23 protein-coding genes and 1 riboswitch are annotated in these 26,816 nt (G+C 72.8%); of the genes, 17 read left to right on the plus strand and 6 right to left on the minus strand.

Features of this window, described 5'->3' with window-relative positions; genetic code table 11:
* Together OG867_RS27785 and OG867_RS27790 are read right to left on the minus strand one after the other, a co-directional pair.
* Entirely contained in the window at positions 1–1,392 is a 1,392-nt protein-coding gene (locus OG867_RS27785) for a solute carrier family 23 protein (protein ID WP_328899213.1), read from the minus strand.
* Positions 1,393–1,546: 154 nt separating this feature from the next.
* Positions 1,547–2,773 (minus strand): MFS transporter, encoded by a 1,227-nt coding sequence (locus OG867_RS27790; protein ID WP_406289408.1) that lies wholly within the window; start codon positions 2,771–2,773, stop codon positions 1,547–1,549.
* Between the two features lie 122 nt (positions 2,774–2,895).
* Between OG867_RS27790 and OG867_RS27795 the strand changes: the two genes are divergently transcribed.
* Positions 2,896–4,071 (plus strand): ROK family transcriptional regulator, encoded by a 1,176-nt coding sequence (locus OG867_RS27795; protein ID WP_406289410.1) that lies wholly within the window; start codon positions 2,896–2,898, stop codon positions 4,069–4,071.
* Positions 4,072–4,162: 91 nt separating this feature from the next.
* Here OG867_RS27795 and OG867_RS27800 read toward each other — a convergent pair whose 3' ends face one another.
* Positions 4,163–6,484, minus strand: coding sequence for a chitinase C-terminal domain-containing protein (locus tag OG867_RS27800; RefSeq protein ID WP_406289412.1), 2,322 nt, complete (start codon positions 6,482–6,484; stop codon positions 4,163–4,165).
* Positions 6,485–6,761: 277 nt separating this feature from the next.
* Positions 6,762–6,892, plus strand: a riboswitch (FMN riboswitch).
* Between the two features lie 155 nt (positions 6,893–7,047).
* Between OG867_RS27800 and ribD the strand changes: the two genes are divergently transcribed.
* The 10 genes from ribD to OG867_RS27850 all read left to right on the plus strand — a co-directional run bounded on the left by ribD (position 7,048) and on the right by OG867_RS27850 (position 15,568).
* Positions 7,048–8,148 carry a bifunctional diaminohydroxyphosphoribosylaminopyrimidine deaminase/5-amino-6-(5-phosphoribosylamino)uracil reductase RibD gene (ribD, locus tag OG867_RS27805; RefSeq protein ID WP_406289414.1) on the plus strand — a complete coding sequence of 367 codons (1,101 nt, stop codon included), beginning with the start codon at positions 7,048–7,050 and terminating at the stop codon, positions 8,146–8,148.
* Complete coding sequence (locus OG867_RS27810; protein ID WP_406289417.1) at positions 8,149–8,766, plus strand: riboflavin synthase; 618 nt, start codon at positions 8,149–8,151, stop codon at positions 8,764–8,766.
* Positions 8,763–9,407: a nicotinamide mononucleotide transporter family protein gene (locus OG867_RS27815; RefSeq protein ID WP_018103934.1), complete on the plus strand. Its 645-nt coding sequence runs from the start codon at positions 8,763–8,765 to the stop codon at positions 9,405–9,407. The genes OG867_RS27810 and OG867_RS27815 overlap by 4 nt, the downstream gene beginning before the upstream one ends.
* Positions 9,404–10,702: a bifunctional 3,4-dihydroxy-2-butanone-4-phosphate synthase/GTP cyclohydrolase II gene (locus OG867_RS27820; RefSeq protein WP_406289419.1), complete on the plus strand. Its 1,299-nt coding sequence runs from the start codon at positions 9,404–9,406 to the stop codon at positions 10,700–10,702. Before OG867_RS27815 ends, OG867_RS27820 begins: the two co-directional genes overlap by 4 nt.
* A gap of 29 nt (positions 10,703–10,731) precedes the next feature.
* Positions 10,732–11,217 carry a 6,7-dimethyl-8-ribityllumazine synthase gene (gene ribH, locus OG867_RS27825; protein ID WP_018103936.1) on the plus strand — a complete coding sequence of 162 codons (486 nt, stop codon included), beginning with the start codon at positions 10,732–10,734 and terminating at the stop codon, positions 11,215–11,217.
* Positions 11,218–11,251: 34 nt separating this feature from the next.
* On the plus strand, positions 11,252–11,524 hold the full coding sequence (locus OG867_RS27830; protein ID WP_018103937.1) for a phosphoribosyl-ATP diphosphatase: 273 nt from the start codon (positions 11,252–11,254) through the stop codon (positions 11,522–11,524).
* 63 nt (positions 11,525–11,587) lie between these two features.
* On the plus strand, positions 11,588–12,436 hold the full coding sequence (gene hisG / locus OG867_RS27835; protein WP_403995813.1) for an ATP phosphoribosyltransferase: 849 nt from the start codon (positions 11,588–11,590) through the stop codon (positions 12,434–12,436).
* A gap of 25 nt (positions 12,437–12,461) precedes the next feature.
* Positions 12,462–12,926 carry a PH domain-containing protein gene (locus tag OG867_RS27840; RefSeq protein ID WP_328899205.1) on the plus strand — a complete coding sequence of 155 codons (465 nt, stop codon included), beginning with the start codon at positions 12,462–12,464 and terminating at the stop codon, positions 12,924–12,926.
* A 186-nt stretch (positions 12,927–13,112) separates the two neighbouring features.
* Complete coding sequence (locus OG867_RS27845) at positions 13,113–14,474, plus strand: hemolysin family protein (protein ID WP_328899204.1); 1,362 nt, start codon at positions 13,113–13,115, stop codon at positions 14,472–14,474.
* A complete protein-coding gene (locus OG867_RS27850; RefSeq protein WP_406289423.1) occupies positions 14,471–15,568 on the plus strand; it encodes a hemolysin family protein in 1,098 nt (365 codons plus the stop codon). Before OG867_RS27845 ends, OG867_RS27850 begins: the two co-directional genes overlap by 4 nt.
* Before the next feature lie 42 nt (positions 15,569–15,610).
* Here the strand turns inward: OG867_RS27850 and OG867_RS27855 are convergent, their stop codons facing one another.
* Complete coding sequence (locus OG867_RS27855) at positions 15,611–17,500, minus strand: AAA family ATPase (protein ID WP_328899202.1); 1,890 nt, start codon at positions 17,498–17,500, stop codon at positions 15,611–15,613.
* Positions 17,501–17,903: 403 nt separating this feature from the next.
* Positions 17,904–18,488, minus strand: a complete 585-nt coding sequence (locus OG867_RS27860; RefSeq protein WP_328899201.1) for a hypothetical protein — start codon at positions 18,486–18,488, stop codon at positions 17,904–17,906.
* A 192-nt stretch (positions 18,489–18,680) separates the two neighbouring features.
* Here OG867_RS27860 and OG867_RS27865 point away from each other — a divergent pair, with 192 nt between their 5' ends.
* A complete protein-coding gene (locus tag OG867_RS27865) occupies positions 18,681–20,033 on the plus strand; it encodes a peptidase C39 family protein (RefSeq protein WP_406289426.1) in 1,353 nt (450 codons plus the stop codon).
* Between the two features lie 25 nt (positions 20,034–20,058).
* Positions 20,059–21,108, plus strand: a complete 1,050-nt coding sequence (locus OG867_RS27870) for a glucose 1-dehydrogenase (protein ID WP_406289428.1) — start codon at positions 20,059–20,061, stop codon at positions 21,106–21,108.
* Positions 21,109–21,132: 24 nt separating this feature from the next.
* On the opposite strand, the gene OG867_RS27875 is transcribed toward OG867_RS27870, so the two are convergent.
* A complete protein-coding gene (locus OG867_RS27875; RefSeq protein WP_406289430.1) occupies positions 21,133–21,783 on the minus strand; it encodes a TetR/AcrR family transcriptional regulator C-terminal domain-containing protein in 651 nt (216 codons plus the stop codon).
* 71 nt (positions 21,784–21,854) lie between these two features.
* Between OG867_RS27875 and OG867_RS27880 the strand changes: the two genes are divergently transcribed.
* From OG867_RS27880 to OG867_RS27895, 4 genes are all read left to right on the plus strand, one after another.
* Positions 21,855–23,276: an FAD-dependent oxidoreductase gene (locus OG867_RS27880; RefSeq protein ID WP_406289433.1), complete on the plus strand. Its 1,422-nt coding sequence runs from the start codon at positions 21,855–21,857 to the stop codon at positions 23,274–23,276.
* A 172-nt stretch (positions 23,277–23,448) separates the two neighbouring features.
* On the plus strand, positions 23,449–24,156 hold the full coding sequence (locus tag OG867_RS27885) for a response regulator transcription factor (RefSeq protein ID WP_406289435.1): 708 nt from the start codon (positions 23,449–23,451) through the stop codon (positions 24,154–24,156).
* A gap of 110 nt (positions 24,157–24,266) precedes the next feature.
* Positions 24,267–25,400, plus strand: coding sequence for a non-hydrolyzing UDP-N-acetylglucosamine 2-epimerase (gene wecB, locus OG867_RS27890; protein WP_406289438.1), 1,134 nt, complete (start codon positions 24,267–24,269; stop codon positions 25,398–25,400).
* A 46-nt stretch (positions 25,401–25,446) separates the two neighbouring features.
* Positions 25,447–26,781: a glycosyltransferase family 2 protein gene (locus OG867_RS27895; RefSeq protein ID WP_406289441.1), complete on the plus strand. Its 1,335-nt coding sequence runs from the start codon at positions 25,447–25,449 to the stop codon at positions 26,779–26,781.
* Positions 26,782–26,816 lie beyond the last annotated feature (35 nt).

Genomic DNA, 26,816 nt, shown 5'->3' on the forward strand with positions numbered 1-26,816 from the left:
TCACGCATCCGTGGCCGGGGGCTCCTTGTCGTACGCCGAGGTGCCCGAGTCGAGCAGCGGTTCCTGGGTCTTCAGGTGCGCCGGGGCGAAGGCGCGCAGCACGTGGTAGCCGGTGATCACGACGATGGTGCCGAGGGCGATCCCGCTCAGCTCGAAGTTGTCCGTGATCTTCAGGCTGACCCCGCCGACGCCGATGATGATGCCCGCCGCGGCCGGCACCAGGTTCAGCGGATTGCGCAGGTCCACCTTGGCGTTCAGCCAGATCTGGGCGCCGAGCAGGCCGATCATGCCGTACAGGATGACCGTGATGCCGCCGAGCACCCCGCCCGGGATCGCCGCCACGATCGCGCCGAACTTCGGGCAGAGGCCGAAGAGCAGGGCGAAGCAGGCGGCGGCCCAGTAGGCGGCGGTGGAGTACACCCGGGTCGCGGCCATCACGCCGATGTTCTCGGAGTACGTGGTGTTCGGCGGGCCGCCCACCGCCGTCGACAGCATCGAGGCGGCGCCGTCCGCCGCGATGGCCGTGCCCAGCTTGCCGTCCAGCGAACGGCCGGTCATCTCGCCGACCGCCTTCACATGCCCGGCGTTCTCCGCGATCAGGGCGATGACGACGGGCAGGGCGACCAGGATCGCCGACCACTCGAAGCTCGGCGCGTGGAAGGAGGGCAGCCCGATCCAGTCGGCCTTCCCGACGCCCGACAGGTCCAGCCGCCAGTGGTCCACCGACTCGGCGCCGCCGGCGGGGGAGTGGATCTTGCCGAAGACCAGGTCGAGCAGCCAGGACAGGACGTAACCGAAGACCAGCCCCAGGAAGATCGCGATCCGCGAGAAGAAGCCGCGCAGGCACACCACGGCCAGACCGGTGAACAGCATCACCAGCAGGGCCGTCCACTGGTCCTGCGGCCAGTACGTCGACGCGGTCACCGGCGCCAGGTTGAACCCGATGAGCATGACCACCGCGCCCGTCACCACCGGCGGCATCGCCGCGTGGATGATCCGCGCGCCGAACCGCTGCACCGCGAGACCGGCGAGGAAGAGCACCACGCCGACCACGAAGACCGCGCCGGTCACCACCGCGCTGTCGCCGCCGCTCGCCCGGATCGTCGCGGCGACCCCGACGAACGAGAGCGAACAGCCCAGATAGCTCGGCACCTGGCCGCGTGTGGCCAGCAGGAAGATGGCCGTCGCGACACCCGACATCATGATCGCCAGGTTGGGGTCGAGCCCCATCAGGACCGGCGACACGAACGAGGCGCCGAACATGGCGACCACGTGCTGCGCGCCGAGCCCGGCGGTGCGGGGCCAGGAGAGCCGCTCGTCGGGGCGGACCACCGCTCCCGGTGCGGGCGTCTTCCCGTCGCCGTGCAAGGTCCAGCGCACGCCGAGGCCCATGGTTGCTCCCTGTGTGTAGGTGCGTGAGCCCGTACCGGCCGGGCATGGCGCTCATCGCGGAAAAGATCAGCGCCATGGTAGTGCCGCCCGGCCCGCACCCCTCGGCCGGACCCACCCGTTCCGGTTCGCCGGTTCCGCGAGGCCCGGGGGAGGGTCAGGCGCCGGGCCCGGCCGCCGCGTCCCGTACCGGGGCACCCTGGGACGTCGGCTTGCGGTCACCGGCCCGCAGCACCCCGGCCCCCAGGACCAGGCCGAACGCCAGCACCGTCACCAGGCCGAACGACACGACCAGCGAGGTCGCCTCGGCCAGCGAACCGATCGCCGACGGGGCGATGAGGCCCGAGGTGTACGTGATCGTCGCGACGCCCGCGATGGCCTGGGTGGGCTTGGGCCCACTGCGCCCGGCCGCCGCGAAGGCGAGCGGGACCACCACGGCGATGCCGAGCCCCATCAGCCCGAACCCGCACATGGCGAGGGCCACGTGCGGGGCGGTGACCACCAGGACCCCGCCGATCGTGGCCAGGACGCCCCCGGCCCGTACGGTGCGCACCGCGCCGAAGCGGTCCACGACCCGGTCCCCGGCGATCCGGGCGACCGCCATCGTCAGCGCGAAGGCGGTGGTGGCCACCGCCGCGAGACCGGCCGAGCTGTCCAGCGTGTCGCGGAGGTAGACCGCCGACCAGTCGAGGCTGGCGCCCTCGGCGAAGACCGCGCAGAAGCCCACCGCACCGATGATCAGGGCCGACTTCGGCGGCAGCGCGAAGCGCGGCGGCGGCTCCTCGTCCGGCTCGCTGCGCAGGTCGAACACCCACTGGCAGGCGGTCAGGCCGAGCAGCGTCAGCACCACGGCGGCTATCACATGGTGCAGCCGGGCGTCCGTGCCCGCGTGGGCGGCCACCGTGCCCGCCGCCGAGCCCAGCAGGGCGCCCACGCTCCACATGCCGTGCAGCCCGGACATGATCGACTTGTCGAGGCGGTTCTCCACCTCGACCCCGAGCGCGTTCATCGCCACGTCGGACATGCCGGACGAGGCCCCGTACACGAACAGCGCCGCGCACAGGGTGAGCAGGTTGGGGGCCAGGGCGGGCAGGATCAGCGCGAGCGTCCACAGGGCCAGCAGTCCGCGCAGCGCGGTCCGCGCGCCGAAGCGGTGGCTCACCGTGCCGGCCAGCGGCATCGCGACCGAGGCGCCGATGGCGGGGAAGGCCAGCGCCAGGCCCAGCTGGCCCGCGCTCACGCCCGCGTGGTCCTGGATCCAGGGGACCCGGGTGGCGAAACTGCCGGTCACCGCCCCGTGCACGGTGAAGACCGCCGCGATGGCGTACCTGGCCCGCCGCACCTCCTGGGTGCCGAAGACCGTAGCCGTGGATGTGGTTGTCATACCGCTGTGCCCTCCCCTGAAGTCCTGTTCCACGATGCGGGCGATAAACTATCAGGAACCCTGCCTGATAAATAGACCGTCCGTACGACTCCGGTCCGGCGGTGATCTGGAAGGATTCCGGCATGCCCGCATCACCGAGCACCGCCCGGGCCATCAACGACCGGCTCGCCCTGCGGCTCCTCCAGCAGGACGGCCCCCTGACGGCCACGCAGCTGAAGACCCTGACCGGGCTCTCCCGGCCCACCGTCGCGGACCTGGTCGACCGCCTCCGGGGCGCGGGTCTCATCCATGTCGTCGGCGAGACCGGGGCCGACCGCCGGGGGCCCAACGCCCGGCTCTACGGCATCGTCGCGGACCGCGCGCTGCTGGCCGGGCTCGACGTGCGCACCGACAGCGTGGCCGTCGTCATCGCCGATCTGCTGGGCGCGACGCTGGCCGAGGCGACGCTGCCGGTCGGCGAGACGGAGGGGGACGACGCCGTGGAGCGGGCCGTCGCGCTGCTGGCGGCCACCGTCCGCAACGCGGGGAGCGCACCCCTGCACAGCGTCGGCATCGGCGCGCCGGGGCTGATCGACCCGGTCACGGGGGAGCTGCGGGACAGCAGCGGGCTGCCGTCCTGGCACCGCAGCCTGGTCCGGGCGCTCCAGGAGCGGCTGCCGGCGACGGTGCTGGTCGAGAACGAGACGAACCTCGCCGCAGTCGCCGAGCACCGCGTCGGCGCGGCCCGCGACCACGACACGTTCGTCCTGCTCTGGCTCGGCCACGGGGTGGGGGCGGCGGTCATGCTCGACGGAAAGGTGCGCCGGGGGGCCTCGGGCGGCGCGGGCGAACTCGGCTTCCTGCCGGTCCCGGGCACGGCGGGCACGCCCTCGGCCGTCAACTGCGAAGGCGGCTTCCACTCACTGGTCGCCTCGGCGCCGCTCTGCGGGCTGGCCGCGCGGTACGGGATCGCCGTGACGCAGAAGGGTCAGGAGCCCGGTGCGGCGGAGGCCGTCCGGGCGGCGCTCGCGGGGGAGGGGGACAGCGAGGGCTTCCTCGGCGCCCTGGCCGACCGGATCGCGCTGGGCGCCGCGGCGGTGGCCTCGGTCCTCGACCCCGGGCTCGTCCTGCTCTCCGGCGAGGTGGGCCAGGCGGGGGGCGACGCGTTGGCCGCCCGGGTCGAGGAGCGGCTGGCCGCGATGTCCCCGCTGCGCACCGGGGTGCGGGCGGGTCTGCTGGGCGGCACGGCGGTCCGCCGGGGGGCGTTGCTCGCGGCGCGGGATGCGGCGCAGGAGGTGCTTTTCGCGCCGAGCGCTTGATCCGTGTCCCGGTCCGGGGGCCCTCGCGAGTCGCCCCGGACCGGCGAACCGGTTCCGTCCTCAATCGCCGGACGGGCTCAAGAGGCAGGGCTCAGCAGGTGCCCAGGTCCTGCCAGACGCCCCACTCACCGGTGGACCCGGGCTTCTCGCCCTTCGTCCACCACTTCGCCTTCCACCGGTGGCCGTCCTGGCTCACCGTCGTACCGGTGCCGTATTCCGCGCTCGCGCTCCACGCAGCCGCCGCGCACGTGCCGCCCGACGGGTCGGGCGTCGGCGTCGGGGTCGAGCCCGTGTCCGGCTCGACCACCGTCGTGCCCCGGGCCAGGTCCGCCGCCAGCGCGTAGGACGTGCCGCCGAAGGTCACCGTCCAGTTGGACGGCGTGGACGTCGGCAGGTAGTACACGAAGTCGACCTGGACCGAGGCGCCGGGCGCCAGGCTCTGCCAGGACGGCAGCTTCAGCGAGACGCGGTTGTAGTCGCCCTTCAGCCCGCCGACGTTGTTCGCGGCGGTGTGGTCACCGCGCACGATCGTCGTGCCGAAGCCCGACTGGTCCTTGGCGTTGGCCGGAGCCGAGGTGGAGTAGTCGAACTGGAACTCCGTACCGCCGGGCAGCGTCGCCTCGGTGTGGTTGGTGATCGTCAGCTTGGGGCTGATCGGGTAGTTGGAGTCGCCCAGCGGGAACTGGCCGAAGGACACGTCGATGTCCAGCGCCTTCGTCGGCAGGTCGATCGTGGAGCGCTTCGCCCCGTACGGCGCGGCCGTCCTGAAGGTGTCGTACATCGTCGAGGTGAGCGTGGAGCCGGGCTCGTACTGCCCCTTGGCCGCGTTCCAGCCGTAGTCCCCGGCCAGCTCCCAGATCATCGTGCCGCCGATGCCCTTGTCGGCCACGTAGTCCGCCTTGGCCTGCACGGACTGCTCGTCCTCGGTGGAGAGGAAGACCTTCTTGTCGGCGTTCCACAGCCACGGCGCGACCAGCGTCGAGTCGTAGTTGCGGACGTAGGTCCCGGTCAGCTTCGTGTCCGCGGGGAACCCGTAGTCCGTGACGTAGTCGCCGACGATGCCCTTCTCCAGGTTCTTCGCGTGCCACATCGGGTTGGACCCGGCCGGCGACTCCTTGCCGTTGGTGTCCAGGTCGTGCCAGAGGTTGTCGATGCCGACGGCACCGTCACCGCACTTGGTCAGCCCCGCGCCGGCCGGGCAGTCGGTCGAAGCCGCCTTGCCCCACAGGCCGTTGGTGCCGCCCTGCACGTTCTTGAAGCCGCGGGTGTAGTACGGCAGGCCGATGTTGATACGGCCGGACGGCATCGAACCGCGGAAGTAGTGGTACGCCCAGTCCGTGTTGAGGTATCCGGTGCCGCCGTACTGCGAGGTCGAGTAGACACTCGCCTGGGCGAGCTCCGCGTCCTTGCCGTCGTCGTAGAGCGCGGCGTTCGGGCCGACGTACTCGTTCCAGGCGCCGTGCAGGTCGTACGACATGATGTTGACGTAGTCCAGGTACTTCTGGACCTGGAACGTCTCCATGCCGCGCAGCAGGTAGCCCGACGAGGGGGCGGCGACGCTGAGCAGGTAGTGGTGGCCGTCGGCGGCGGAGGCCCGGTCCAGCTTCTCGCGCAGGGTCTTCATCAGCGCGGCGTAACCCTTGACCAGACCGGCGCGGCGGGCGTTGGACAGCGTCCAGTCCAGCGGGTTGCCCGCGTCCTTCATGGTCGTCGGGTACTCGTAGTCGATGTCGACGCCGTTGAAGCCGTACTTCCGGACGAAGTCGACCGCCGAGGCGGCGAAGGTGTCGATGCCGGCCTGGTTGACCGAGCCGTCGGCGTTGGTGGCCATGGAGTAGAAGCCGCCCGAGCCGACCCGCTCGCCGTCGTCGCCGAAGTAGCCGCCGGTCTCGGCCCAGCCGCCGACGGAGACCATCGTCTTCACGTTCGGGTACTGCTTCTTGAACTTGCCGAGCAGGTTGAAATGGCCCTTGTAGGGGAGGTCCGGGTCCATTTCGGCGCCCTTGACGCCCGGCCAGGTCATCCCGGTGGAGGCGTTTTCCGGCCCATCCGCGCCCACGGAGAGCTTGTTCGCCCCGTCGACGTGCGCGAAGGCGTAGTTGAGGTGGGTGACCTTGTCCCAGGGGATGTCGGAGGCCAGGTAGGCGGGCTTGCCGTCCTTGCCGGTCCGCCAGTTGGTGAAGTAGCCGATGACGCGCCGGGGGTGGTCGGCGCCCATCTTCTCGCGGCCCTCGGAGTCGTACACGGAGCAGTAGGGGACGGAGACGCCCGGCGTCTCGTAGAGCCCGTCGGGGCGACAGGACTCCTGGTCGGCGGCTTGCGAGGGGGTCGCGGAGAGCAAGCCGATCAGCAGCGTGGCGATGCCTGCGCCGGCGGCGAGGAGCGAGGCTCTCGCACGGGTGGGGGACAGCACGTTCGGTTCCTCCTGGGGAGGTCGGCAGAACACAACTGAACAAAGGGGGGTGGGTCGTGCCTGGTCCCGGGCGTGCGCACACCGCGGAACCGCTCCTCGGAGGTGACGCAGAGATTAAGAGGACTAGACCAGTGCGTCAATAGGTCTGGACCAATCGCGGTACTTTCCTGTACGGATGTCCGAAAGAGTTCTTGTCACGTGCCGTCTGTGAGCCACTCCACAGCGTTCACCCGGTTGGCCCCTGCCGGGTCGTGGCACACTGATCGTGTACCAGCAGCAGCGCACTCCGGGGTCGGTGCAATTCCGAACCGGCGGTTACAGTCCGCGACCCGTCCGCATCCAGCGGCCGGTTGACCAGGTGAAATTCCTGGACCGACGGTTAAAGTCCGGATGGGAGGCAGTGCGCGGCGGGCCGTTTCGCGGGTACGCCGCCGTCGGCGGAGGTTCCGGATCGCCGGAGTCCTCCGTGTTTTCCGGCATCAGGCGTCCCTGTTGTGCGTTCCGCTTCATCTGTCGTCATCGACAGGCCCCGGAGTCCGTGCCCGAAGAGGCAGGAGGACCCGGTGGCCACCGCAGCCGACATCACCGCCATGCGCCGAGCCATCACGCTCGCCGCCCGCGGCCTCGGCTCCACCAGCCCCAACCCGGTCGTGGGATGCGTCGTCCTCGACGCCGCCGGCGCGACCGCGGGCGAGGGCTTCCACCAGCGCGCCGGCGGCCCGCACGCCGAGATCCACGCCCTGCGCGCGGCCGGCGACCGGGCCCGGGGCGGGACCGCCTACGTCACCCTCGAACCGTGTAACCACACCGGCCGCACCGGCCCCTGTGCCCAGGCGCTCATCGAGGCCGGGATCGCCCGTGTCGTGTACGCGGTCGGCGACCCGAACCCGCAGGCGACCGGAGGCGCCGACACGCTCCGCGCCGCCGGCGTCCGGGCCGAGGCGGGCCTCCTCGCCGACGAGGCCGAGGCGGGCAACGCCGCCTGGCTCACCTCCGTCCGCCGGGGCCGCCCGCACATCACCTGGAAGTACGCGGCGAGCCTGGACGGCCGGGTCGCCGCCGCCGACGGCACCAGCCGCTGGATCAGCTCCGCCGAGTCCCGCGCCGACGTGCACCGGCTGCGCGCCGAGGCCGACGCGGTCCTCGTCGGCTCCGGCACCGCCCGCGCCGACGACCCCCAGCTCGGGGTGCGCGGCATCGACGGCGCCGTCCAGCCCCTGCGCGTCGTCATGGACACCCGCGCCACCGCCGTACGCCCCGGCGCCCGGGTCCTCGACGCCACCGCGCCCACCCTGGTCGCGGTCGCCGAGGACGCGGACACCGGCCACCTGCCCGACGAGGTGGTCCTGCGCCTGCCCCGCGCGGCCGGCGGGCCCGGGCTCGACCCGGCCGCCCTGCTCGCCGCCCTCCACGAGCGCGGCGTCCGCTCCGTACTCCTCGAAGGCGGCCCGGTCCTGGCCGGCGCCTTCGTCGCCGCGGGACTCGTCGACAAGGTCGTCGGCTATCTCGCCCCCGTCCTCATCGGCGCGGGCCCCGCGGCCCTCGCCGACGCCGGAATCTCCACGCTGACCGAGGCGTTGCGCCTCGACGTGACGGAGACCGTCCGCATCGGCCCCGATCTGCGCGTCACCGCCGTCCCCGGCCCCGTCCGGAAGGAGAACTGAATGTTCACCGGAATCGTCGAAGAACTGGGCGAGGTCACCGCCGTCGAGCAACTGGACGACGCCTCCCGCTTCCGCCTGCGCGGACCCGTCGTCACCGAGGGCGCCAAGCACGGGGACTCCATCGCCGTGAACGGGGTCTGCCTGACCGTCGTGGACCTCGGCGAGCACGAGTTCACCGCCGATGTGATGGCGGAGACGCTGAACCGCTCCAGCCTCGGCGCCCTGACGACCGGCTCCCGCGTCAACCTCGAACGCCCGATGGCGCTCGGCGGACGGCTCGGCGGCCACATCGTCCAGGGCCACGTCGACGGCACCGGCCGCATCCTGGAGCGCAGGCCCTCCGAGAACTGGGAGATCGTCAAGATCTCGCTCCCCGGCGCCCTCACCCGGTACGTGGTGGAGAAGGGCTCGATCACCGTCGACGGCGTCAGCCTGACCGTGGTGGACGCCGGATCCGACTCCTTCACCATCAGCCTCATCCCCACCACCCTCGCGCTGACCACGCTCGGCATCAAGGGCCCCGGCGACCCGGTCAACCTCGAAGTGGACGTCATCGCCAAGTACGTCGAGCGGCTGCTCGGCAACGGCGCGCCGGAGACCGGGGAGGACGCGAAGTGAGCGCCCTGCACTGGCTGAACTCCGAGGCGTTCACCGTCCTCGACCAGCACATCATCTGGTCCGACATGATCGGCAACACCGTCGGCCTGATCGCGCTCGCACTCGGCTGGCTGCGCTCGATCTGGACCTGGCCCGCCCAGCTCCTGTCCGGCGTCGTGCTGGTCGCCGCCAACGTCTCCGTCCAGCAGGCGGGCAGCGTCGGCAAGCAGGTCATCGTGATCGCGGTCGCCGTCTGGGGCTGGCAGCAGTGGACCCGGGGCCGGCAGCAGGCCCAGGACGGCTCCATAGCGGTCCGCTTCGCCACCTGGCGCGAACGCGGCTACCTGGTCGGCGGGGCGGCCCTCGGCACCCTCGCGGTCGGCGGCCTCTTCACCGCCTTCCCCTCGCTCTCCTGGAGCCCGTGGGCGGACGCCTACATCTTCGCGGGCACGCTGGTCGCGATGCTCGCCCAGGCGCGCGGCATGGTCGAGTTCTGGTTCGCCTGGCTCCTGGTCGACCTCGTCGGCGTCCCGCTGAACTTCCACAGCGGGCTCGCCTTCTCCGGTCTCATCTACGTCGTCTACGGGGCCCTCGTCCTGTGGGGCATGCGCGACTGGTGGCTGCGTACGCGGACACCCGCTCTGGAAGGAGCCACGGCATGACTGCCCAGCCCACCTGGTTGCACCGGGAACACGAAGCGCCCGTCGAGGACCTGGCCCTGGACCCCGTCGAGCAGGCCATCCGGGACATCGCGGCGGGCCGCCCCGTCGTGGTCGTGGACGACGAGGACCGCGAGAACGAGGGTGACCTCGTCATCGCCGCCGAGAAGGCCACGCCCGAGATCGTCGCGTTCATGATGAGCGAGTGCCGCGGACTGATCTGCGCGCCCATGGAGAGCGACGAGCTGGAACGGCTCGCACTGCCCCAGATGGTGGACCACAACACCGAGTCGATGAAGACCGCCTTCACCGTCTCCGTCGACGCCACGGCCGCCCACGGCGTCTCCACCGGAATCTCCGCCGCCGACCGCGCCACCACGCTCCGGCTGCTCGCCGACGGCGTGGCCGGCCCCGGCGACTTCGTCCGCCCCGGCCACGTCTTCCCGCTGCGCGCCCGCTCCGGCGGGGTCCTCGTGCGCAACGGGCACACCGAGGCCGCCGTCGACCTCGCCCGGCTCGCCGGACTCCGGCCCGCCGGGGCGATCGTCGAGATCGCCGGCGAGGACGGCGTCATGCTGCGGCTGCCCCAGCTGGTGCCGTTCGCCCGCAAGCACGGCCTCACGATCATCTCCATCGAGGACCTGATCGCGTACCGCCGCGGCAACGAGCCCACCGTCCGCCGCGAGGCCGAGGTCCGGCTCCCCACCCGCTTCGGCGCGTTCACCGCGTACGGCTACCGCTCGACCGTGGACGGCGTGGAACACGTCGCGCTGGTCCACGGCGACCTCGGGGACGGCGACGACGTCCTGGTCCGGGTCCACTCCGAGTGCCTGACCGGCGACATCTTCGCCTCCGAGCGCTGCGACTGCGGCCCCCAGCTGCACGCCTCCATGGAGCGGATCACGGACGAGGGACGCGGGGTCGTCGTCTATCTCCGCGGCCACGAGGGCCGGGGCATCGGCCTGCTCTCCAAGCTCCGCGCGTACGAGCTCCAGGAGCGCGGCGTCGACACGCTCGACGCCAACCTGGAGCTCGGCCTGCCCGCCGACGCCCGGGACTACGCGGCGGGCGCCCAGATCCTCGCGGACCTCGGGGTGCGCAGCCTGCGCCTGATGACGAACAACCCGGACAAGACGGCCGCGCTCACCCGGCACGGCCTGACCGTCACCGGGCGCGAGCCGATGCCCGTCCAGGCCGGCGAGCACAACCTGCGGTACCTGCGCACCAAGCGCGACCGCATGGGACACGACCTGCCCTGGCTCGACGCGGTCCCCGCGTCCGCCTGCGGCAACCAGTAGCAGAACCGTACAGAGAACCCAGGAGAGACATGAGCGGCAAGGGCGCACCCGAACTGTCCGTACGCAACTGCGGTGACCTGCGTGTGGCGGTCGTCGCCGCGCAGTGGCACGAGAAGGTCATGGACGGGCTGGTCGACGGGGCCCTGCGCGCCCTGCACGAGCTGGGCATCGACGAGCCGACCCTGCTGCGGGTCCCGGGCAGCTTCGAGCTCCCCGTCGTCGCGAAGGTGCTGGCCGGGCGCGGGTACGACGCGATCGTCGCCCTCGGCGTGATCATCCGCGGCGGCACCCCGCACTTCGAATACGTGTCCCACGGCGTCACCAACGGCCTGACCCAGGTCGCCGTCGACACCGGCGTCCCGGTCGGCTTCGGCGTACTCACGTGCGACAACGAGGAGCAGGCGCTCGACCGGGCCGGCATCGAGGGGTCCAACGAGGACAAGGGGCACGAAGCGGTCACCGCCGCGGTCGCCACCGCCGCCACACTGCGCTCGGTCAGCGAACCCTGGCGCTGAGTGCGGGCGCGGCACCCCGTATTCTGGGCACATCATGGCGAACAAAACCTTCGAAGAGCTCTTCGCCGAGCTGCAGCTCAAGGCCGCCAACGGCGACCCCTCCACCTCCCGCACCGCCGAACTGGTGGAGAAGGGGGTCCATGCCATCGGCAAGAAGGTCGTCGAGGAGGCCGCCGAAGTCTGGATGGCCGCCGAGCACGAGAGCAAGGACGCCGCCGCCGAGGAGATCTCGCAGCTGCTGTACCACGTCCAGGTGATGATGGTCGCGCGCGGGATCTCCCTCGACGACGTCTACGCCCACCTCTGAGCCAGGCCCCGCACCCTCCCGTACGTCATCCCGCCACCCCTTTCGCAAAGGAAACCCGACCTCATGCTGCGCATCGCCGTCCCCAACAAGGGTGCTATCTCCGGGCCTGCGATGGCGATGCTCCATGAGGCGGGCTACAAGCAGCGCAAGGAGTCGAAGGAACTCGTCCTGGTGGACCCCGCCAACGAGGTCGAGTTCTTCTACCTGCGCCCCCGCGACATCGCGATCTACGTCAGCTCGGGCCGCCTCGACATCGGCATCACCGGCCGCGACCTGCTGCTGGACTCCGGTGCCGAGGCCGAGGAGATCCTCCAGCTCGGCTTCGCCCGCTCCACCTTCCGCTACGCCACCAAGCCCGGGACCGTCGCGGGCCCCGAGGGCTTCGACGGCCTGACGATCGCCACCTCCTACGAGGGCATCGTCGCCCAGCACCTCGCCGAGGCCGGTGTCGACGCCTCCGTCGTCCACCTCGACGGCGCCGTCGAGACCGCGATCGAACTCGGCGTCGCCCAGGTCATCGCGGACGTCGTGGAGACCGGCACCAGCCTGCGCAACGCCGGCCTGGAGGTCATCGGCGAGCCCATCATGACCTCCGAGGCCGTCGTCATCCGGCGCACCGGAGCCCCCGCCGACGAGCCCAAGGTCCAGCAGTTCCTGCGCCGCCTCCAGGGCGTCCTGGTGGCCCGCAGCTACGTGATGATGGACTACGACTGCCGCGTCGAGCACCTGGAGCGCGCCGTCGCCCTCACCCCGGGCCTGGAGTCGCCGACCATCTCCCCGCTGCACCACGAGGGCTGGGTCGCCGTCCGCTCCATGGTCGCCGCCGCCGAGGCGCAGCGGATCATGGACGACCTGTACGACCTCGGCGCCCGCGCCATCCTCACCACCGCGATCCACGCCTGCCGTCTCTGACGGCGGGAGACGGAAGAAGAGCACGATGTCAGCCCCCGCACCCCCGCCCGGCCCGACGGCCCTGCCGGTCACCTTCCGGCCGACCCGCACCCGGGTGGTCCTGCTGACCGTCGGCGCGGTGATGTTCGCCGTCATCACCGTCGTCGCCTTCACCCTCGAACAGCTCAGCGGGGGAGAGCGGGTCAGCTTCGTCTTCACCGCGCTGCTCTTCTTCGGCGTCCTGGCGCTGCTCAGCCGCCCCAAGGTCGTCGCGGACGAGGAGGGCGTGACCGTGGTCAACCTCACGCGCAGCCGCCGTCTCTCCTGGGCCGAGATCGTCCGCGTCAACCTGCGGGTGGGCGACCCGTGGGTCTTCCTCGACCTCAGCGACGGCACCAGCATGCCCGCCCTCGGCATCCAGCCCGGCATCGCCAAACAGCGCGCCATCCAGGACGCCCGGGCGCTGCGCGCCCTCGCCGAGAACCACGGCACCGGCACGGACAACGGCTGAGCCCCCTGCCCCGCACGGCCTCTCGTTGATTACTCTGGAGGGCGGAGGCGCCCCATGCGCGCCCCGCCCCGCCCGAAGGCCCATGCGGCCGGCGGGGATTTTCCTGCGACCCGAGGAGTGACTCCCTCCAGCAATGGACGGATCGTCCGGTAGTACCTGCGCCGCCCCCTCCGTGGAGGCGGCGGCATGACAACCCCCCTCTTGCTGCTCAGCGCGGCATTCCTTCTCATCCTCGCCAACGGCTTCTTCGTGGCGGCCGAATTCGGTCTCGTCACCGTGGAACGCGCGGACGCCGAGCGCGCCGCCGCCGAGGGCGACCGGCGGGCCCGCACCGTCACCGACGCCCTGCGCGAGCTCTCCTTCCAGCTCTCCGGCACCCAGCTCGGCATCACCATCACCTCGCTGGTGGTCGGCATGCTCGCCGAACCGGCGCTCGCCCAGCTGCTGGACGGCCCCTTCGCCCTGACCGGGCTGCCCGACGGCGCCGTGCCCACCGTCAGCGTGGTGACCGGCATGCTGCTCGCGGCGGCCGTCCAGATGGTCATCGGCGAACTCGTCCCGAAGAACTGGGCGGTCTCCCGCCCGCTCACCGTCGCCCGGTTCGTCGCCGGACCGCAGGCCCGCTTCACCCGCCTCTTCCGGCCGGTCATCGGCGCCCTGAACACCGCGGCCAACCGTCTCGTACGCCTCCTCGGCGTCGAGCCCACCGAGGAGCTGGCCTCCGCCCGCACCCCGGGCGAGCTGGTCTCCCTCGCCCGGCACTCCGCCGAGGCGGGCACCCTCGAACAGGACACCGCCGACCTCTTCGTACGGACCCTGTCGCTCGCCGGGCTCACCGCCCAGCACGTCATGACCCCGCGCGTGAAGGTCAGCGCCCTGCAGACCTCCGCCACCGCGGAGGACGTCCTCAACCTCACCCGGGCCACCGGCCTGTCCCGCTTCCCGGTCTACCGGGAACGCATCGACGAGGTCGTCGGCATGATCCACCTCAAGGACGCCCTGGCCGTCCCGGCCCCCGACCGGCTGCGCACCACGGCCGGCCGGATCGCCGTGCCGCCGCTCCTGGTGCCCGAGACGCTGCCCGTCGAACAGCTCCTCCAGCGGCTCCGCAAGGAGCAGCCGATCGCCGTCGTGGTCGACGAGTACGGCGGCACCGCCGGGGTCGTCACCCTGGAGGACATCATCGAGGAGCTGGTCGGCGAGGTCCGCGACGAGCACGACGCGGAGGGCGCCGACCGCCCCGAGCTGGCCCCCGCCCCGCCCGAGGACGGCAGCCCCGCCTGGGACGCCGAGGGCAGCTGCCGGGTCCTCACCCTGCGCCGTATAGGACTCGACGTGCCCGACGGCCCGTACGAGACGGTCGCCGGGCTCGTCGCCGATCTGCTGGGCCGCATCCCCGCGCCCGGCGACCGGGCCGAACTCCCCGGCTGGCGGATCGCGGTCCGCCAGGTCGGCCACTACCGTGCCGAGAAGGTCCGCTTCGTCCGGGTGGCGGCCGCCACCGGTGCGGACGCCTCGGCGCCGACGGTCCTGGAGGCGGCGCGATGAGCCTCGTCCAGCTGGTCTTCGCCGGACTCCTGGTCCTGGCGAACGGCTTCTTCGTCGGCGCGGAGTTCTCGCTCGTCTCCGTACGCCGCAGCCAGATCGACCCCCTCGCCGCCGCCGGTTCCGGCCGCGCCCGCCAGGTGCTGTACGGCCTGGAGAACCTGCCGCAGATGATGGCGGCGGCCCAGTTCGGCATCACCGTCTGCTCCCTGACCCTCGGAGCCGTCGCCGAACCCACCGTCGCCCACCTCCTGGAGCCGGTGTTCGCAGCCGTGCACCTGCCCGAGGGGCTGATCCACCCGCTCGGCTACGTCCTCGCGCTCGTCCTCGTCGTCTTCCTCCACCTCGTCATCGGCGAGATGGTCCCGAAGAACCTGGCGATGGCCGCGCCCGAGAAGACCGCGCTCTGGCTGAGCCCCGGCCTCGTCGGCTTCGCCCGGCTCTGCCGCCCGGTCACCGCGGCGCTCGGCGCCTGCGCCCGGCTGGTGCTCCGCCTCTTCGGCGTCGAACCGAAGGACGAGGTGGAGGCCGTCTTCACGAGCGAGCAGCTCAACCGCCTCGTGGAGGACTCCGGGCAGGCCGGTCTCATCGAGCCCGAGGCGCAGGAACGCCTGGAGGACGCCCTGGAGCTGGGCAGCCGCCCCGTCAGCGACGTCCTGCTGCGCCGGGCGTCCCTGGTGACCGTGGACCCGTCGGTCACTCCCCGCCGCATCGAGGAGCTGACGGTCCGCACGGGCTTCTCGCGCTTCCCGGTCTGCGCCGAGGGCGGCGGCCCCTTCATGGGCTACCTGCACGTCAAGGACGTCCTCGACCAGGAGGACCGGGAGCGCGCGGTGCCGCAGCAGCTGTGGCGCCCGATGGCCACCGTACGGGCCGAACTCCCGCTGGACGACGCCCTCACCGTGATGCGACGCGCCGCCACGCACCTCGCCCAGGTCGCGGACGCGTCCGGCCGGGTGCTCGGCCTGGTCGCGATGGAGGACGTCCTGGAGACGCTGGTCGGCGAGGTCCGCGACCCGGCGCACCGGGTGGCGGAGCCCCGCCGCGCGGAGGAGCGGACGACGGACCCGGACGGGGCCACGGCCCTGGTGGGCTGAGCTCGACCCGGCCGCCGGAGCCCTCCGGCGGCCGGGTCGAACTCACAGCGCCGGCGGCTCCTGCTGCCCCCGGCCCACCGGACCGCGCCCCGACAGGACCTCGCCGTACGCCTGCATCAGGTCCGGCAGCCGCAGCGTGGCCAGGTCGTCCCGGGTGGGCAGCGTCGTACAGCCGGAGAGCCGGAGATCGCGGTAGGCGCAGCTCTTCTCGTACAGCGTCCGCAGGAAGCGGCCGTTGCCCAGCTCGTCCAGCCAGCCCTGGTCCACCACATGGCCGCTGATCGAGCGCAGCTCCTCCAGCGACTCCTCGTCCCAGACATCGCCGTTCTCGGCGGCCAGTACCTCGCCGATCGCGGTGAGTTCGAGGGGCCGGTAGCTGGGGAAGTCCACCCGGGTGGTGAAGCGGGAGGAGAGTCCGGGGTTGGTGGACAGCAGCCGGTCCATGCCCTCCGGATAGCCGGCGAGGATGACGACCAGGTGGTCCCGGTTGTCCTCCGCCCGCTTGAGCAGCACCTGAAGGGCCTCGTCGCCGTACGCGTCGCCCTTGCTGTACCCGGTGTTGGACAGGCTGTACGCCTCGTCCACGAACAGCACCCCGCCCAGCGCCGAATCGATCAGCTCGTTCGCCTTCACGGCGGTCTGGCCCAGGAACTCGCCGACCAGGTCCGCCCGTTGCGCCTCCACGAGGTGGTCGCCGCCGAGCAGGCCCAGCGCGTAGAAGACCCGGCCCAGGATGCGGGCCACGGTCGTCTTGCCGGTGCCGGACGGTCCGGAGAACACGAAGTGCCGCTTCGGCGGCTGTACGGGCAGCCCCTGGCCCGCCCGGAGGCGCGCCATGTTGAGCTGCGCCGAGAGGGCCTTGACCTGGCGCTTCACCGGTTCCAGGCCGACCATCCGCTCCAGCTCGGCCAGCGCCTCGGCCAGCAGCGCCGGGTCGCTGGGCCCGGCCGGGAAGGGCTGCGGCGCCGGGGACTTCGCCCGCACCCCGCCGGGCAGTGGGGCGCCCCCGGCACCGGGCACGTCCTGCGGTTCACCGCCGGGCGGCAGCTCCCGCCCGTCCGCCGGGTCGGCGCCCGGCGCCGGGGCGCCCTCCGCGTAGAACGCGTCCGCCTCCACGCCGGTCAGGGACACGGACGCGAGCCCCGGCACGTCCTCGGAGCCGTCGAGTCCGTCGTAGTCCGCGATGGCCGCGAGGCGCGCGGAGGTGTCCATGAAGGCCGGGTCGATGCGGTGCACGGCGCGGTAGAGGGGGAGGGCGGCTGCGCTGCGGCCGGTGCCCTCGTGGGCGCGGGCCAGCCAGTAGCGCAGCTCCTTGCGCTGCGGCTGCTCGCTGCGGCACCGCATCAGGGCCGTCGCGAGCATCGGCTCCGCCTGCCCGTACATCTCAAGCCGCACCCGGGCCATCCCGCCGAACAGCCCCGCCTCGATGCCCAGCAGGGGGTCCTCGATCAGCTGCTCGGTGTGGCGTACGAGCTGTTCCCAGTCCTTGACCAGGTAGGAGCGGCAGGCGTGCAGGAAGCGGACCTGGGGGTCGGTCTCCACGGGCGGCAGGGCGGCCAGCGCCCGGTCCAGCTCCGCGACATGGCGGCCGTCCAGCCAGTGCGAGGCGTGCGCGAGCAGCAGGTCGCGCGGGCTCTCCAGGACCGGCTGCACCCACCAGCCCAGCCAGTACCAGGAGTTGAGCGTGCGCCGGTAGCGGGTGCGCTGCTCGCCGAAGCGGTCGCGGTGGCGGTGCATGTGCAGCAGCGCCGACGCGGTGTCGACGCGCAGGGCGTGCAGTCCGAGCCAGGCGTCCGCCATGCCGGGGTCCTGGCCCACGGCCGCCCGGAACTCCTCCTCGGCCTGCGGATACGCGCCCATCGTGTAGGCGTCCACGCCCCGCAGCCAGGCGAGGTCGGCCGGGGCCTGCGTGCCCTGCGTACCGAAGTCCATCAGGTCCCCCACGAACGTGCCCCCAGGATGTCCCGCCGCCCGAAAGCCCGCCCAGAGCCTGCCGAGGCGCGCCGAATCGCTGTGCCGTGGACGGGAATTGACCGCACCGAGAGGCATCGTACCTGTGCGGTGCGTATCCGACGAAGGGTGCCGCAGGCCGAAGAGGCGCCGTGACCCAGGGTGAGAATGAGGGCGCCGGAAAGGCGCCGGGAGCACAGGACGAAGCCCCCGGTCACGGGGGAACAACCGGGGGCTTCGCGTCTGTGGGGGCTCCGAAAAGCCGCACATTGAGAACGTAAGACCTGTACCGCCCCCCGGTCAAGCGGAGTTGAGGTACTTCCGAGCCGTATTCCGGCGGCGCGAGAGGGCGGCGCGAGCCGGTCACACCGGGTGACGAAACGGTTCAGCGCCCCTGCCGCAAGGGTCCCTCCAGCCACTCGTACCCCTTGGGCAACTGCCGCACCAGAACGTCCGCCCAGGGGCGCGACGGGTCGGCCGCGAAGTGCGCGGTCTCGGCCGCCGTCCAGCCGTCCCAGAAGGAGCGCAGCGCCGGTCCGTCGCGCCGTCGGCCGCGCGCCCAGGACTCCTCGGCGGGCAGGTCCATCCACAACAGCCGCGCCAGCAGGGGCCGAAGGGCGCGCCGGCCCGCGCCGACGCCCTCGATCAGGACGACGGGCGCGGGCTCCAGGGTCCTGACCGGGCCGAAGGCCCGCGCCGTCCAGTCGTACGGCGCGTAGCGCGCGGGTTCGCCGCGCGACAGCGGCCCCGTCACCTGCTCGCGCAGTCGGCCGGTCCAGGCGAACAGTTCCTCGTGCGTGGCCAGATCGTCCAGATGCAGCACGGGTGCCCCGCCCAGCGCCGTCGCGAGCCGCCCGGCGAAGGTGCTCTTGCCCGATCCCGCGTGCCCGTCCACGGCGACCAGCCGCACCGGTCCGCAGGACGGCGGGAGGGCGGAGAGCCGCGCGGCGTGGAGCGCGAGAGCGTTCATGCGCCCAGCCTACGAGCCGGGGCGGGCGGTAGCCCGTTCGGCCCAGCCGCAGGTCACGCCAGTGGTCGAGACCAATATTGGTTGATCGGCGCGGGTCGAATCGCTGGCCGAACCGGGACGTGACCCGCGATAGTTGGCGCACTGTCGTGCACCGCAGCCCCATTCCGCAGACGACGACCGGGGGTCTCGCCCATGCCCAGTCCCACCTCACGCCGCACCGTGCTCGCCGCCGCCGTCGTGGCGGCCGCCGGTGCCGGAACGCTGTCGTCCGCCGCCTCCGCGGCGGCGGCCCCCCGCCGTGCCCGGCCCGCGCCGCCCTCGGTGGACCACCACGCCTGGACCACGTACACCGACTGGCGCTGCGGCGACCGCGCCGGGACCCGTGCGGTCGCCGGCCGCCGTGCCGGCCTTGTCATCGCCCACCCGCTGGGCAGCACGGACTACACCGACCCGCACACCGGCACCACCGCCGCCTGGGAGTACGCGACCTGGACCTCGCCCGTCCACCGCTCCCGCGTCCCCGCGACCGAGGTGATCGCCTCCTGGAACGCGGAGACCCCGGCCGGCACCTGGCTCCAGGTCGAGCTGTGCGGCCGCTACTCGGACGGTACCGAGACCCCGTGGTACGTGATGGGCCGCTGGGCCGCCGGTGACGCGGACATCCGCCGCACCTCGGTGGACGACCAGAGCGACGGCAAGAGCTCCATCTGGACGGACACCTTCTCGGTGGACGACGCGGCGAGCGGCCTGCGCCTGCTCACGTACCGCCTCCGGCTGACGCTGTACCGCACCCCGGGCAGCCGCCTCACCCCGACGGTGTGGCGGGTGGGCGCGATGGCCTCGGACATCCCGGACCGCTTCACGGTGCCCGCGAGCACCCCGGGCCTGGTCCGCGAGCTGCCGGTGCCGCGCTACTCGCAGAACGTCCACGTCGGCCAGTACCCGGAGTACGACAACGGCGGCGAGGCGTGGTGCAGCCCCACCTCCTCGCAGATGATCGTCGAGTACTGGGGCCGCGAGCCCTCCGCCGCCGACCTGGCCTGGGTGGAGCCCGGCATACAGGACCCCTCGGTCTGCCACGCCGCCCGCTTCACGTACGACAACCAGTACGAGGGCTGCGGCAACTGGCCGTTCAACGCCGCCTACGCGGCCACGTACCACGACATGAGCGCCGCCGTGACCCGGCTCGGTTCCCTGAACGACGTGGAGACCCTGGTCCGTGCGGGCATCCCCGTCATCACCTCGCAGTCCTTCCTCAAGGAGGAGCTGACCGGCGCGGGCTACGGCACCTCGGGCCACCTGATGACGGTCATCGGCTTCACCGCCGACGGCGACGTCATCGCCAACGACCCCGCGTCCCCGAACGACGACGCGGTCCGTCACGTCTACAAGCGCCACGAGTGGGAGACCATCTGGCTGCGGACGAAGCGGTACGACGCGAGCGGCAACGTCAAGAGCGGGACCGGCGGGGTCTGTTACGTCTACTGGCCGGCCCACCCGACCCCGGCGCAGCGGTGGGCGCTGCGGTCGTTCGGGCTGGTCTGAGCCCGGCGCTCCGGGAAGGGGACTCATGCGTGCCGTGACCGTCCGGCCCTCCGCCGGCAAGAGCCTTGAGGTCCGCGAGGTCCCCGACCCGGTGCCGGGTGCGGGGGAGCTCCTGGTCGACGGGATCTCCGTGGGGGTGTGCGGCACGGACCGGGAGATCCTGGCCGGCGTGCTCGGGCGGGCGCCGCGGGGCGAGGACCGGCTGATCATCGGTCATGAGTCGCTGGGCCGGGTGCGGCAGGCGCCCGCGGGGAGCGGCTTCGCCGCAGGTGACCTGGTCGTGGGCGTCGTGCGGCGCCCCGATCCGGAACCGTGCGGCGCCTGCGCCCGGGGCGAGTTCGACATGTGCCGCAACGGGCGCTACACGGAGCGCGGGATCAAGGAACGGCACGGTTACGCCAGCCGGTTCTGGACCGTCGAGAGCGACTACGCGGTCCGGCTCGACCCGTCCCTGGAGCGCGTCGGCGTCCTGCTGGAGCCGGCCACCGTGCTCGCCAAGGCGTGGGAGCAGGTCGAACGGATCGGCGCGCGCTCCTGGTTCGCGCCGGAGCGGGTCCTGGTCACCGGTGCCGGGCCGATCGGCCTGCTGGCCGCGCTGCTGGGCCGGCAGCGCGGGCTCGACGTCCACGTCCTCGACCGGGTGACCTCGGGGCCGAAGCCCGGTCTGGTGGCCGGGCTGGGCGCCACGTACCACAGCGGCTCCATCGATGACGTGGCCTCCGCCCTCCGGCCCGACGTGGTGATCGAGGCGACGGGCGCCGGGGACGTGGTCCTGGGGGCGATGCGGGGGACCGCGAGCTACGGGATCGTCTGCCTGATCGGTGTGTCGCCGGAGGCCCAACGGCTGCCGGTGGAGGCGGGCACGCTCAACAACGAGCTGGTGCGGGGGAACGTCGCCGTGGTGGGCTCGGTCAATGCCAGTCTGCGCCACTACCAGGCGGGCGCCGATGCCCTCCGGCGCGCCGAGCCGGCCTGGCTGGAGCGGATGATCACCCGGCGGGTGCCGCTGCGGGACGCCGCCGACGCGTTCACGCCGCAGGACGGCGACATCAAGGTCGTCATCGATCTGGACTGACGTCCCCGGCCGCCACGCGCGCCGTCAGCCGACGCCGTAGGCCGCCGCGACGCCCGCGATCACCAGGTCGAGCGCTTCCTCGTAATGCTGCTCGTAGTCCGCGAAGATCTCCGCACCCGCCGCGGCGGTCAGCGGGTGGGCGGCCAGCATCCGCGCGCGCTCGGCCACGTCGAAGCCCTCCCGGCGCAGGCCCGGCAGGGGCTCGACGCCCTGCTGCTCGATGACGAAGCCCAGCGTGAACATGTACGTCGTCGTGGCCGCCCGCACCGCCTGGGCCAGGGTGAACCCGGCGGCCGTGAGCAGCCGCAGGCTCTCCTCCATCTGCTCGGCGTGCACCGCGCCCGTGAAGCGTGAACCGCTGAACACCCTGGCGCCGTCCCGGTAGCCGAGCAGCGACGTCCGCAGCGCGTGGTTGGTCTTCCGCAGCCGCTCCCGCCAGGTGTCGTCCGGGTCGAAAGGGGTCCCGGCGAGCATGCGCCGGTACATCTCCGTCGCCATCTCGTCCAGCAGTGCCTGCTTGTCCTTGAAGTGCCAGTACAGGGCGGGCGCCTTGACGTCCAGCTCCTTCGCGATGGCGCGCAGGGTCAGCCCGTCCAGGCCCACCTCGTTCAGCAGGCTCAACGCCGTGTCCGCGACCCGTCGGCGGTCGAGGGGGGCGCGTCGGTCGGTACTCACGCTTGACAGCTTAACGCCGTTAAGGACATCCTCGGAACCACTGAGCACTTAACAACGTTAAGGAGATCGTCATGGACGCGGATGCCGTGATCGTCGGCGCGGGCCCCACCGGTCTCGCCCTCGGAGTGGACCTGGCCCGGCGCGGCGTGCACGCGCTCGTCCTGGAACGCGCGGACGCGCTGTTCCCCGGCTCCCGGGGCAAGGGCCTCCAGCCCCGCACCATGGAGGTCTTCGACGACCTCGGGGTCATCGACGCGGTCCACGCGGCGGGCGGCGCCTACCCGGTCGGCATGGTCTGGCGCGACGGGGAGCGGGTCGGCGAGCACCACCTGTTCGACCCGGTCGAGCCGAGCGAGGACTCGCCGTACAACGAGCCGTGGATGGTGCCGCAGTGGCGCACCCAGGAGATCCTGGCCGCGCGGCTGGCGGAGCTGGGCGGCGAGGTCTCCTTCGGCCGGGAGGCGGTCGGCCTCACGCAGGACGCGGAGGGCGTCACCGTGCGGCTCTCCGGTGGCGGTACGGTGCGCGGCCGTTGTCTGGTCGCCGCCGACGGCGGCCGGTCGGCGGTGCGCCGCGCGCTGGGCATCGGGATGACGGGGGAGACCGTCGATCCGAACCCGATGCTGGTCGCGGACGTCCGCATCGCCGGCCTGGACCGCGACAACTGGCACATCTTCCCGCCCCGCGACGGCGACGACCTCCTCGCGATCTGGCCGCTGGCCGGCACGGAGGACTTCCAGGTGACCGCCCGGTTCGCGGAGGGCACCGACGTCGACCTCACCCCGGACGGCATCCGCGAGGTCGTCGCCGAGCGCTCGCACCTCCCCGCCGAGGCCGTCACCGAGGTGCGCTGGGCCTCGGACTTCCGCCCCCGCGCCGCCCTGGCCGACCGCTTCCGGGCGGGCCGGGTCTTCCTCGCCGGGGACGCCGCGCATGTGCACTCCCCGGCGGGCGGCCAGGGCCTGAACACCAGCGTCCAGGACGCCTACAACCTGGGCTGGAAGCTGGGCGCGGTCCTGACGGGCGGCGCCCCGGCCGCGCTCCTGGACAGCTATGAGGAGGAACGGCGCCCGGTCGCCGCCCAGATGCTCGACCTGTCCACCGGCGTCCACCGCGGCGAGGTCCGCCGAGGCGACGCCACCCGCCAACTGGGCCTCGGCTACCGCGAGTCGTCGCTCACCGAGGAGACCCGGGAGGCGGTCCCCGAGGGCGCACTCCGGGCCGGCGACCGCGCCCCCGACGCGACCGTGGACGGCGTACGGCTCTTCGACGCCTTCCGGGGGCCGCACTGGACGCTGCTCGCGCTCGGGACCGACGCACCCGACGCACCCGGCGGAACGGGCGGACCGGTCGCCCGGGTGGTCGGCGGGAGTGCGCCCGGCGCGTACGGCACCGGGCTCTTCCTCGTACGGCCGGACGGGTACATCGGCTGGACCGGAACCACACCGGACGGCCTCGACGCCTACCTGAGCCGGTTCGGCCCGACCGGCTGAGGCCGCTGCCCAGGTGTTCCGTCCACGGAGGTCGGTGACACGGCTGATCGGGGGTTCGCCGCCGAGTGCGGTGGGCGGTGGACGGGCATTGCTGGTTCACTCGAAGTACGTGCCCGCTCGCGCCGCGCCCGTGCCGGCGCGGGACGGCCTGCCTGGAGGGCTACGGTCCGCGATGCCGAGACTCTTGATCGTGGAGGACGACCCGGCGTCGGCCCTGGCGTTGCGCGAGCTGCTCGCGGGGGACGGGTACGAGGTGCTGCACGCCGCCGACGGCCGGGACGCGCTGCGGCTGCTGTTCGAGGAGCGGCCGGCCCTGATGCTGCTCGATCTGGGGGTGCCCGGCCTCGACGGCTGGCGGGTGCTGGCCCGGACCCGGGACATGAGCGACCTCCCGGTCATCGTCCTCTCCGCCCGCGACGACCTCGCGGACCTGGTGCGCGGGCTGCGCGGCGGCGCCGACGACTACGTGGTCAAGCCGTTCCGGAACGAGGAGCTGCTGGCCCGGGTCGAGGCGTTGCTGCGCCGGTCCGGCGCGGGGCGCGCCGGGGACGAGGTGAGCAGCCACCTCAGACTCCTCGCGGACCGCCGGACCGTCCTGTGGCACGGGGCCGAGGTCCGCCTCAGCGACATCGAGTACCGGCTGCTGCAACTGCTGGTACGCAACCGGGGCGCCGTCGTCACCACCGAAGCCCTGCTCGACCGGGTGTGGCACGACCCGACCACGCTCGGCCGGGACCGGGTGAAGTTCGCCGTGCTCCGGGTGCGCCGCAAGCTGGCATCGGCGGCCGGTGACGGCGTGCCGGACCCGGTCGAGTCGGTGCGGGGTGTCGGCTACCGCTTCGTCGGTGGTGCCGCCGGGACCTCGGTGAGTCCGCGGTAGGGCAGAACGACTCTGTCGTACGTCCCCGGTGGCCGTTCCGGACCGGAAGCAACCGTTCGACAACGTTGTCGCAGCCGTTTTGGCAACCATGTTCATCAACACTCGGGGGCATGGCTCCTCTTCCTTCCCACAGCGTCGCCGTCGTCCTCGGTACCCGCCCCGAGCTGGTCAAACTCGCCGAGCTGATCCGGGTCCTCGGGCCCGCGGCCCGGGTCGTGCACACCGGCCAGCACTACGACGAGGCCCTGTCCGGGGGCTTCCTGGAAGAGTTCGGGCTGCCCGAGCCACGATTCCTCACCGGCGTCGGAGGGCGGCCCAGGGCGGTGCAGGTCGGCGCCGCGCTCACCGGTCTCGACCAGCGGTTCGCGGCCGACCCGCCGCGCGCGGTCGTCGTCCAGGGTGACACCAACGCCGCACTCTCCGGGGCCCTCGCCGCCAACGCGCGTTCGCTGCCGCTCGTCCACGTCGAGGCGGGCCTGCGCAGCCACGACCGGAACATGCCCGAGGAGCACAACCGGGTCCTCATCGACCGGCTCGCCGACGTGCTCTGCGCCGCCACCCCCGACAACCGCGCCCACCTCGTCGAGGAGGGGATCGACGCGGACCGCATCGCCGTCACCGGCAACACCGTGGTCGAGGCCGTCCGCGACCATCTGCCGCCGCCGGACGAGCGGACCCGGCTCCTCGCGGACCACGGGCTCGACGCGGACGGCTACGTCCTGGCCACCGTGCACCGCCCGGAGAACACCGACGACCCGGCCGTGCTGGCCGTCGTGCTCGGCGAACTCGCGGGCCTCGCCAAGCGGCTGCCCGTCGTCATGCCCCTGCACCCGCGCACCCGGGCCCGCGTCGAGGAGGCGGGACTGTGGCCGCTGCTCGACGCGGTCACCGTCGTACCGCCGACGGGCTACGGCGCCTTCCTGGCCCTCGCCCGGCACGCGGCGCTGATCATCTCCGACTCGGGCGGCATCCAGGAGGAGGCCACCGTCCTCGGCCGGCCGCTCGTCGTCGTCCGCCGGTCCACCGAACGGCCCGAATCGCTCACCGACTTCGCGGACCTCGTGGAGCCCGGCCTCGGCATCGAAGCCGCCGCGCGCCGCAGGCTGGCCGAGGGCCCGGACGGCCTGCGGCGGCTCGCCGGACTGCCGAGCCCGTACGGCGACGGCAGCGCCTCGCGCCGGATCGCCGGTCTCACCGCGGACGCGGCGCTGCCGGGCGGCGTGGCCGGCCCGGTCCCCGCCTGAGCCGCGGACCGCCCGTCCTCGTCCGCCGCCTCCCAGGAGCGTCCGCATGGTCCTCGATCTCCTCCTCTACGTCTTCCCGTTCCTCCTGCTCGCCTGTTTCCTCCTCTACTGGGCCGGTGCCCGCCGTGCCTACGCGCACCGACGGCCCTCCCGTACCGGCGACCCCGACGCCTTCGGCTGGCACTTCCTCGTGCCCTGCCGTGACGAGGAGACCGTCATCGGGACCACCGTGACCCGGCTGCGCGCCGACTTCCCGGGCGGGCACGTCTGGGTCATCGACGACGCGAGCGAGGACCGGACGGGCTCGATCGCGGGTGCGCTCGCCGCCCGCGACGACCGGGTGCACCTCGTCTCCCGGCGGCTGCCCGACGCCCGCAACGGCAAGGGCGCCGCGCTCAACGCCGCGTACGCGGCACTCTCCGAGGAGCCGGACCGGGACCGGGTCGTCGTCTGCGTGGTCGACGCCGACGGCAGGCTGTCGCCGGACGCGCTCGCGTACGCGGCGGGCCCCGACGCCTTCGGCGACCCGGAGACCGGCGGGGTGCAGATCGGCGTCCGCATGCGCAACGTCGAGGACGCCCGCCCGCTCCCCGGCCGGGGCAGGCTCGCCAACGCCTACGCCCGGCTGCTGCTCCGCATGCAGGACGCGGAGTTCGCCGTGTCCAACACCGGCATGCAGCTCCTTCGCCGCCGCACCGGCTCGGTGGGCCTCGGCGGCAACGGCCAGTTCACCCGGCTCACCGCGCTCGACCGGATCGCGGCGGAGCACGGCCGGCCGTGGGCGCGCGCGGCGCTGTTGGAGGACTACGAACTGGGCGTCCAGATGCGGCTGGCCGGCTACGGCGTCACCCATCTGGCGGACACCTGGGTGACCCAGGAGGCCCTGCCCCGCACCCGGCGCTTCCTCACCCAGCGCACCCGCTGGGCGCAGGGCAACATCCAGTGCGTGCGGTACGCGGGCCGGATCACCGGCTCCCGGCACTACTCGGCCAAGGGCGTGCTGGAGTGCCTGTACACCTTCTTCCAGCCGGTCGCCCATCTCGCGACCCTGCTGCTCAGCGTCCTCATGCTGACCGCGCTCGTCCTCGACGGCGAGGCCGCCCACGTGGTGCTCTCCGCCTGGCCGGTCGCGCTCGCCCTGGGGCTCCTGTCGATCGTCCCGTTCGTGCTCTGGGGCCCGGTCTACCGCCGCGAGTTCGCGCCCGAGCGGTCCCGGCTCACCGGGGTGCTCTGGGGGATCGCGCTCTGGCTGTACGCGTACCACCTGTTCATCGTCTCGGCGCGCGGCTTCGTCCGGTTGCTGCGGGGCCGTACGGGCTGGGCCAAGACCCGGCGCAACGCGGAACCCGCCGCCGACGGCCGGGTCGCCATCGAGGTCTGAGAAGCCCCGGGGCCGGGGCGCCCACGGTAGGGAGA

Source organism: Streptomyces sp. NBC_00209 (assembly GCF_045206345.1).
Lineage (GTDB): Bacteria > Actinomycetota > Actinomycetes > Streptomycetales > Streptomycetaceae > Streptomyces.

What these genes read in the sequence shown, in the direction of transcription:
- OG867_RS27840 (WP_328899205.1), top strand. Translation starts at nt 12,462, where the DNA reads ATGTCAGCCCCCGCACCCCCGCCCGGCCCGACGGCCCTGCCGGTCACC.
- OG867_RS27795 (WP_406289410.1), top strand. Translation starts at nt 2,896, where the DNA reads ATGCCCGCATCACCGAGCACCGCCCGGGCCATCAACGACCGGCTCGCC.
- OG867_RS27885 (WP_406289435.1), top strand. Translation starts at nt 23,449, where the DNA reads ATGCCGAGACTCTTGATCGTGGAGGACGACCCGGCGTCGGCCCTGGCG.
- OG867_RS27870 (WP_406289428.1), top strand. Translation starts at nt 20,059, where the DNA reads ATGCGTGCCGTGACCGTCCGGCCCTCCGCCGGCAAGAGCCTTGAGGTC.
- OG867_RS27845 (WP_328899204.1), top strand. Translation starts at nt 13,113, where the DNA reads ATGACAACCCCCCTCTTGCTGCTCAGCGCGGCATTCCTTCTCATCCTC.
- OG867_RS27790 (WP_406289408.1), bottom strand. Translation starts at nt 2,773, where the DNA reads ATGACAACCACATCCACGGCTACGGTCTTCGGCACCCAGGAGGTGCGG.
- OG867_RS27810 (WP_406289417.1), top strand. Translation starts at nt 8,149, where the DNA reads ATGTTCACCGGAATCGTCGAAGAACTGGGCGAGGTCACCGCCGTCGAG.
- OG867_RS27880 (WP_406289433.1), top strand. Translation starts at nt 21,855, where the DNA reads ATGGACGCGGATGCCGTGATCGTCGGCGCGGGCCCCACCGGTCTCGCC.
- OG867_RS27830 (WP_018103937.1), top strand. Translation starts at nt 11,252, where the DNA reads ATGGCGAACAAAACCTTCGAAGAGCTCTTCGCCGAGCTGCAGCTCAAG.
- wecB (WP_406289438.1), top strand. Translation starts at nt 24,267, where the DNA reads ATGGCTCCTCTTCCTTCCCACAGCGTCGCCGTCGTCCTCGGTACCCGC.
- ribH (WP_018103936.1), top strand. Translation starts at nt 10,732, where the DNA reads ATGAGCGGCAAGGGCGCACCCGAACTGTCCGTACGCAACTGCGGTGAC.
- OG867_RS27785 (WP_328899213.1), bottom strand. Translation starts at nt 1,392, where the DNA reads ATGGGCCTCGGCGTGCGCTGGACCTTGCACGGCGACGGGAAGACGCCC.
- OG867_RS27865 (WP_406289426.1), top strand. Translation starts at nt 18,681, where the DNA reads ATGCCCAGTCCCACCTCACGCCGCACCGTGCTCGCCGCCGCCGTCGTG.
- OG867_RS27820 (WP_406289419.1), top strand. Translation starts at nt 9,404, where the DNA reads ATGACTGCCCAGCCCACCTGGTTGCACCGGGAACACGAAGCGCCCGTC.
- OG867_RS27895 (WP_406289441.1), top strand. Translation starts at nt 25,447, where the DNA reads ATGGTCCTCGATCTCCTCCTCTACGTCTTCCCGTTCCTCCTGCTCGCC.
- OG867_RS27860 (WP_328899201.1), bottom strand. Translation starts at nt 18,488, where the DNA reads ATGAACGCTCTCGCGCTCCACGCCGCGCGGCTCTCCGCCCTCCCGCCG.
- OG867_RS27855 (WP_328899202.1), bottom strand. Translation starts at nt 17,500, where the DNA reads ATGGACTTCGGTACGCAGGGCACGCAGGCCCCGGCCGACCTCGCCTGG.
- OG867_RS27850 (WP_406289423.1), top strand. Translation starts at nt 14,471, where the DNA reads ATGAGCCTCGTCCAGCTGGTCTTCGCCGGACTCCTGGTCCTGGCGAAC.
- hisG (WP_403995813.1), top strand. Translation starts at nt 11,588, where the DNA reads ATGCTGCGCATCGCCGTCCCCAACAAGGGTGCTATCTCCGGGCCTGCG.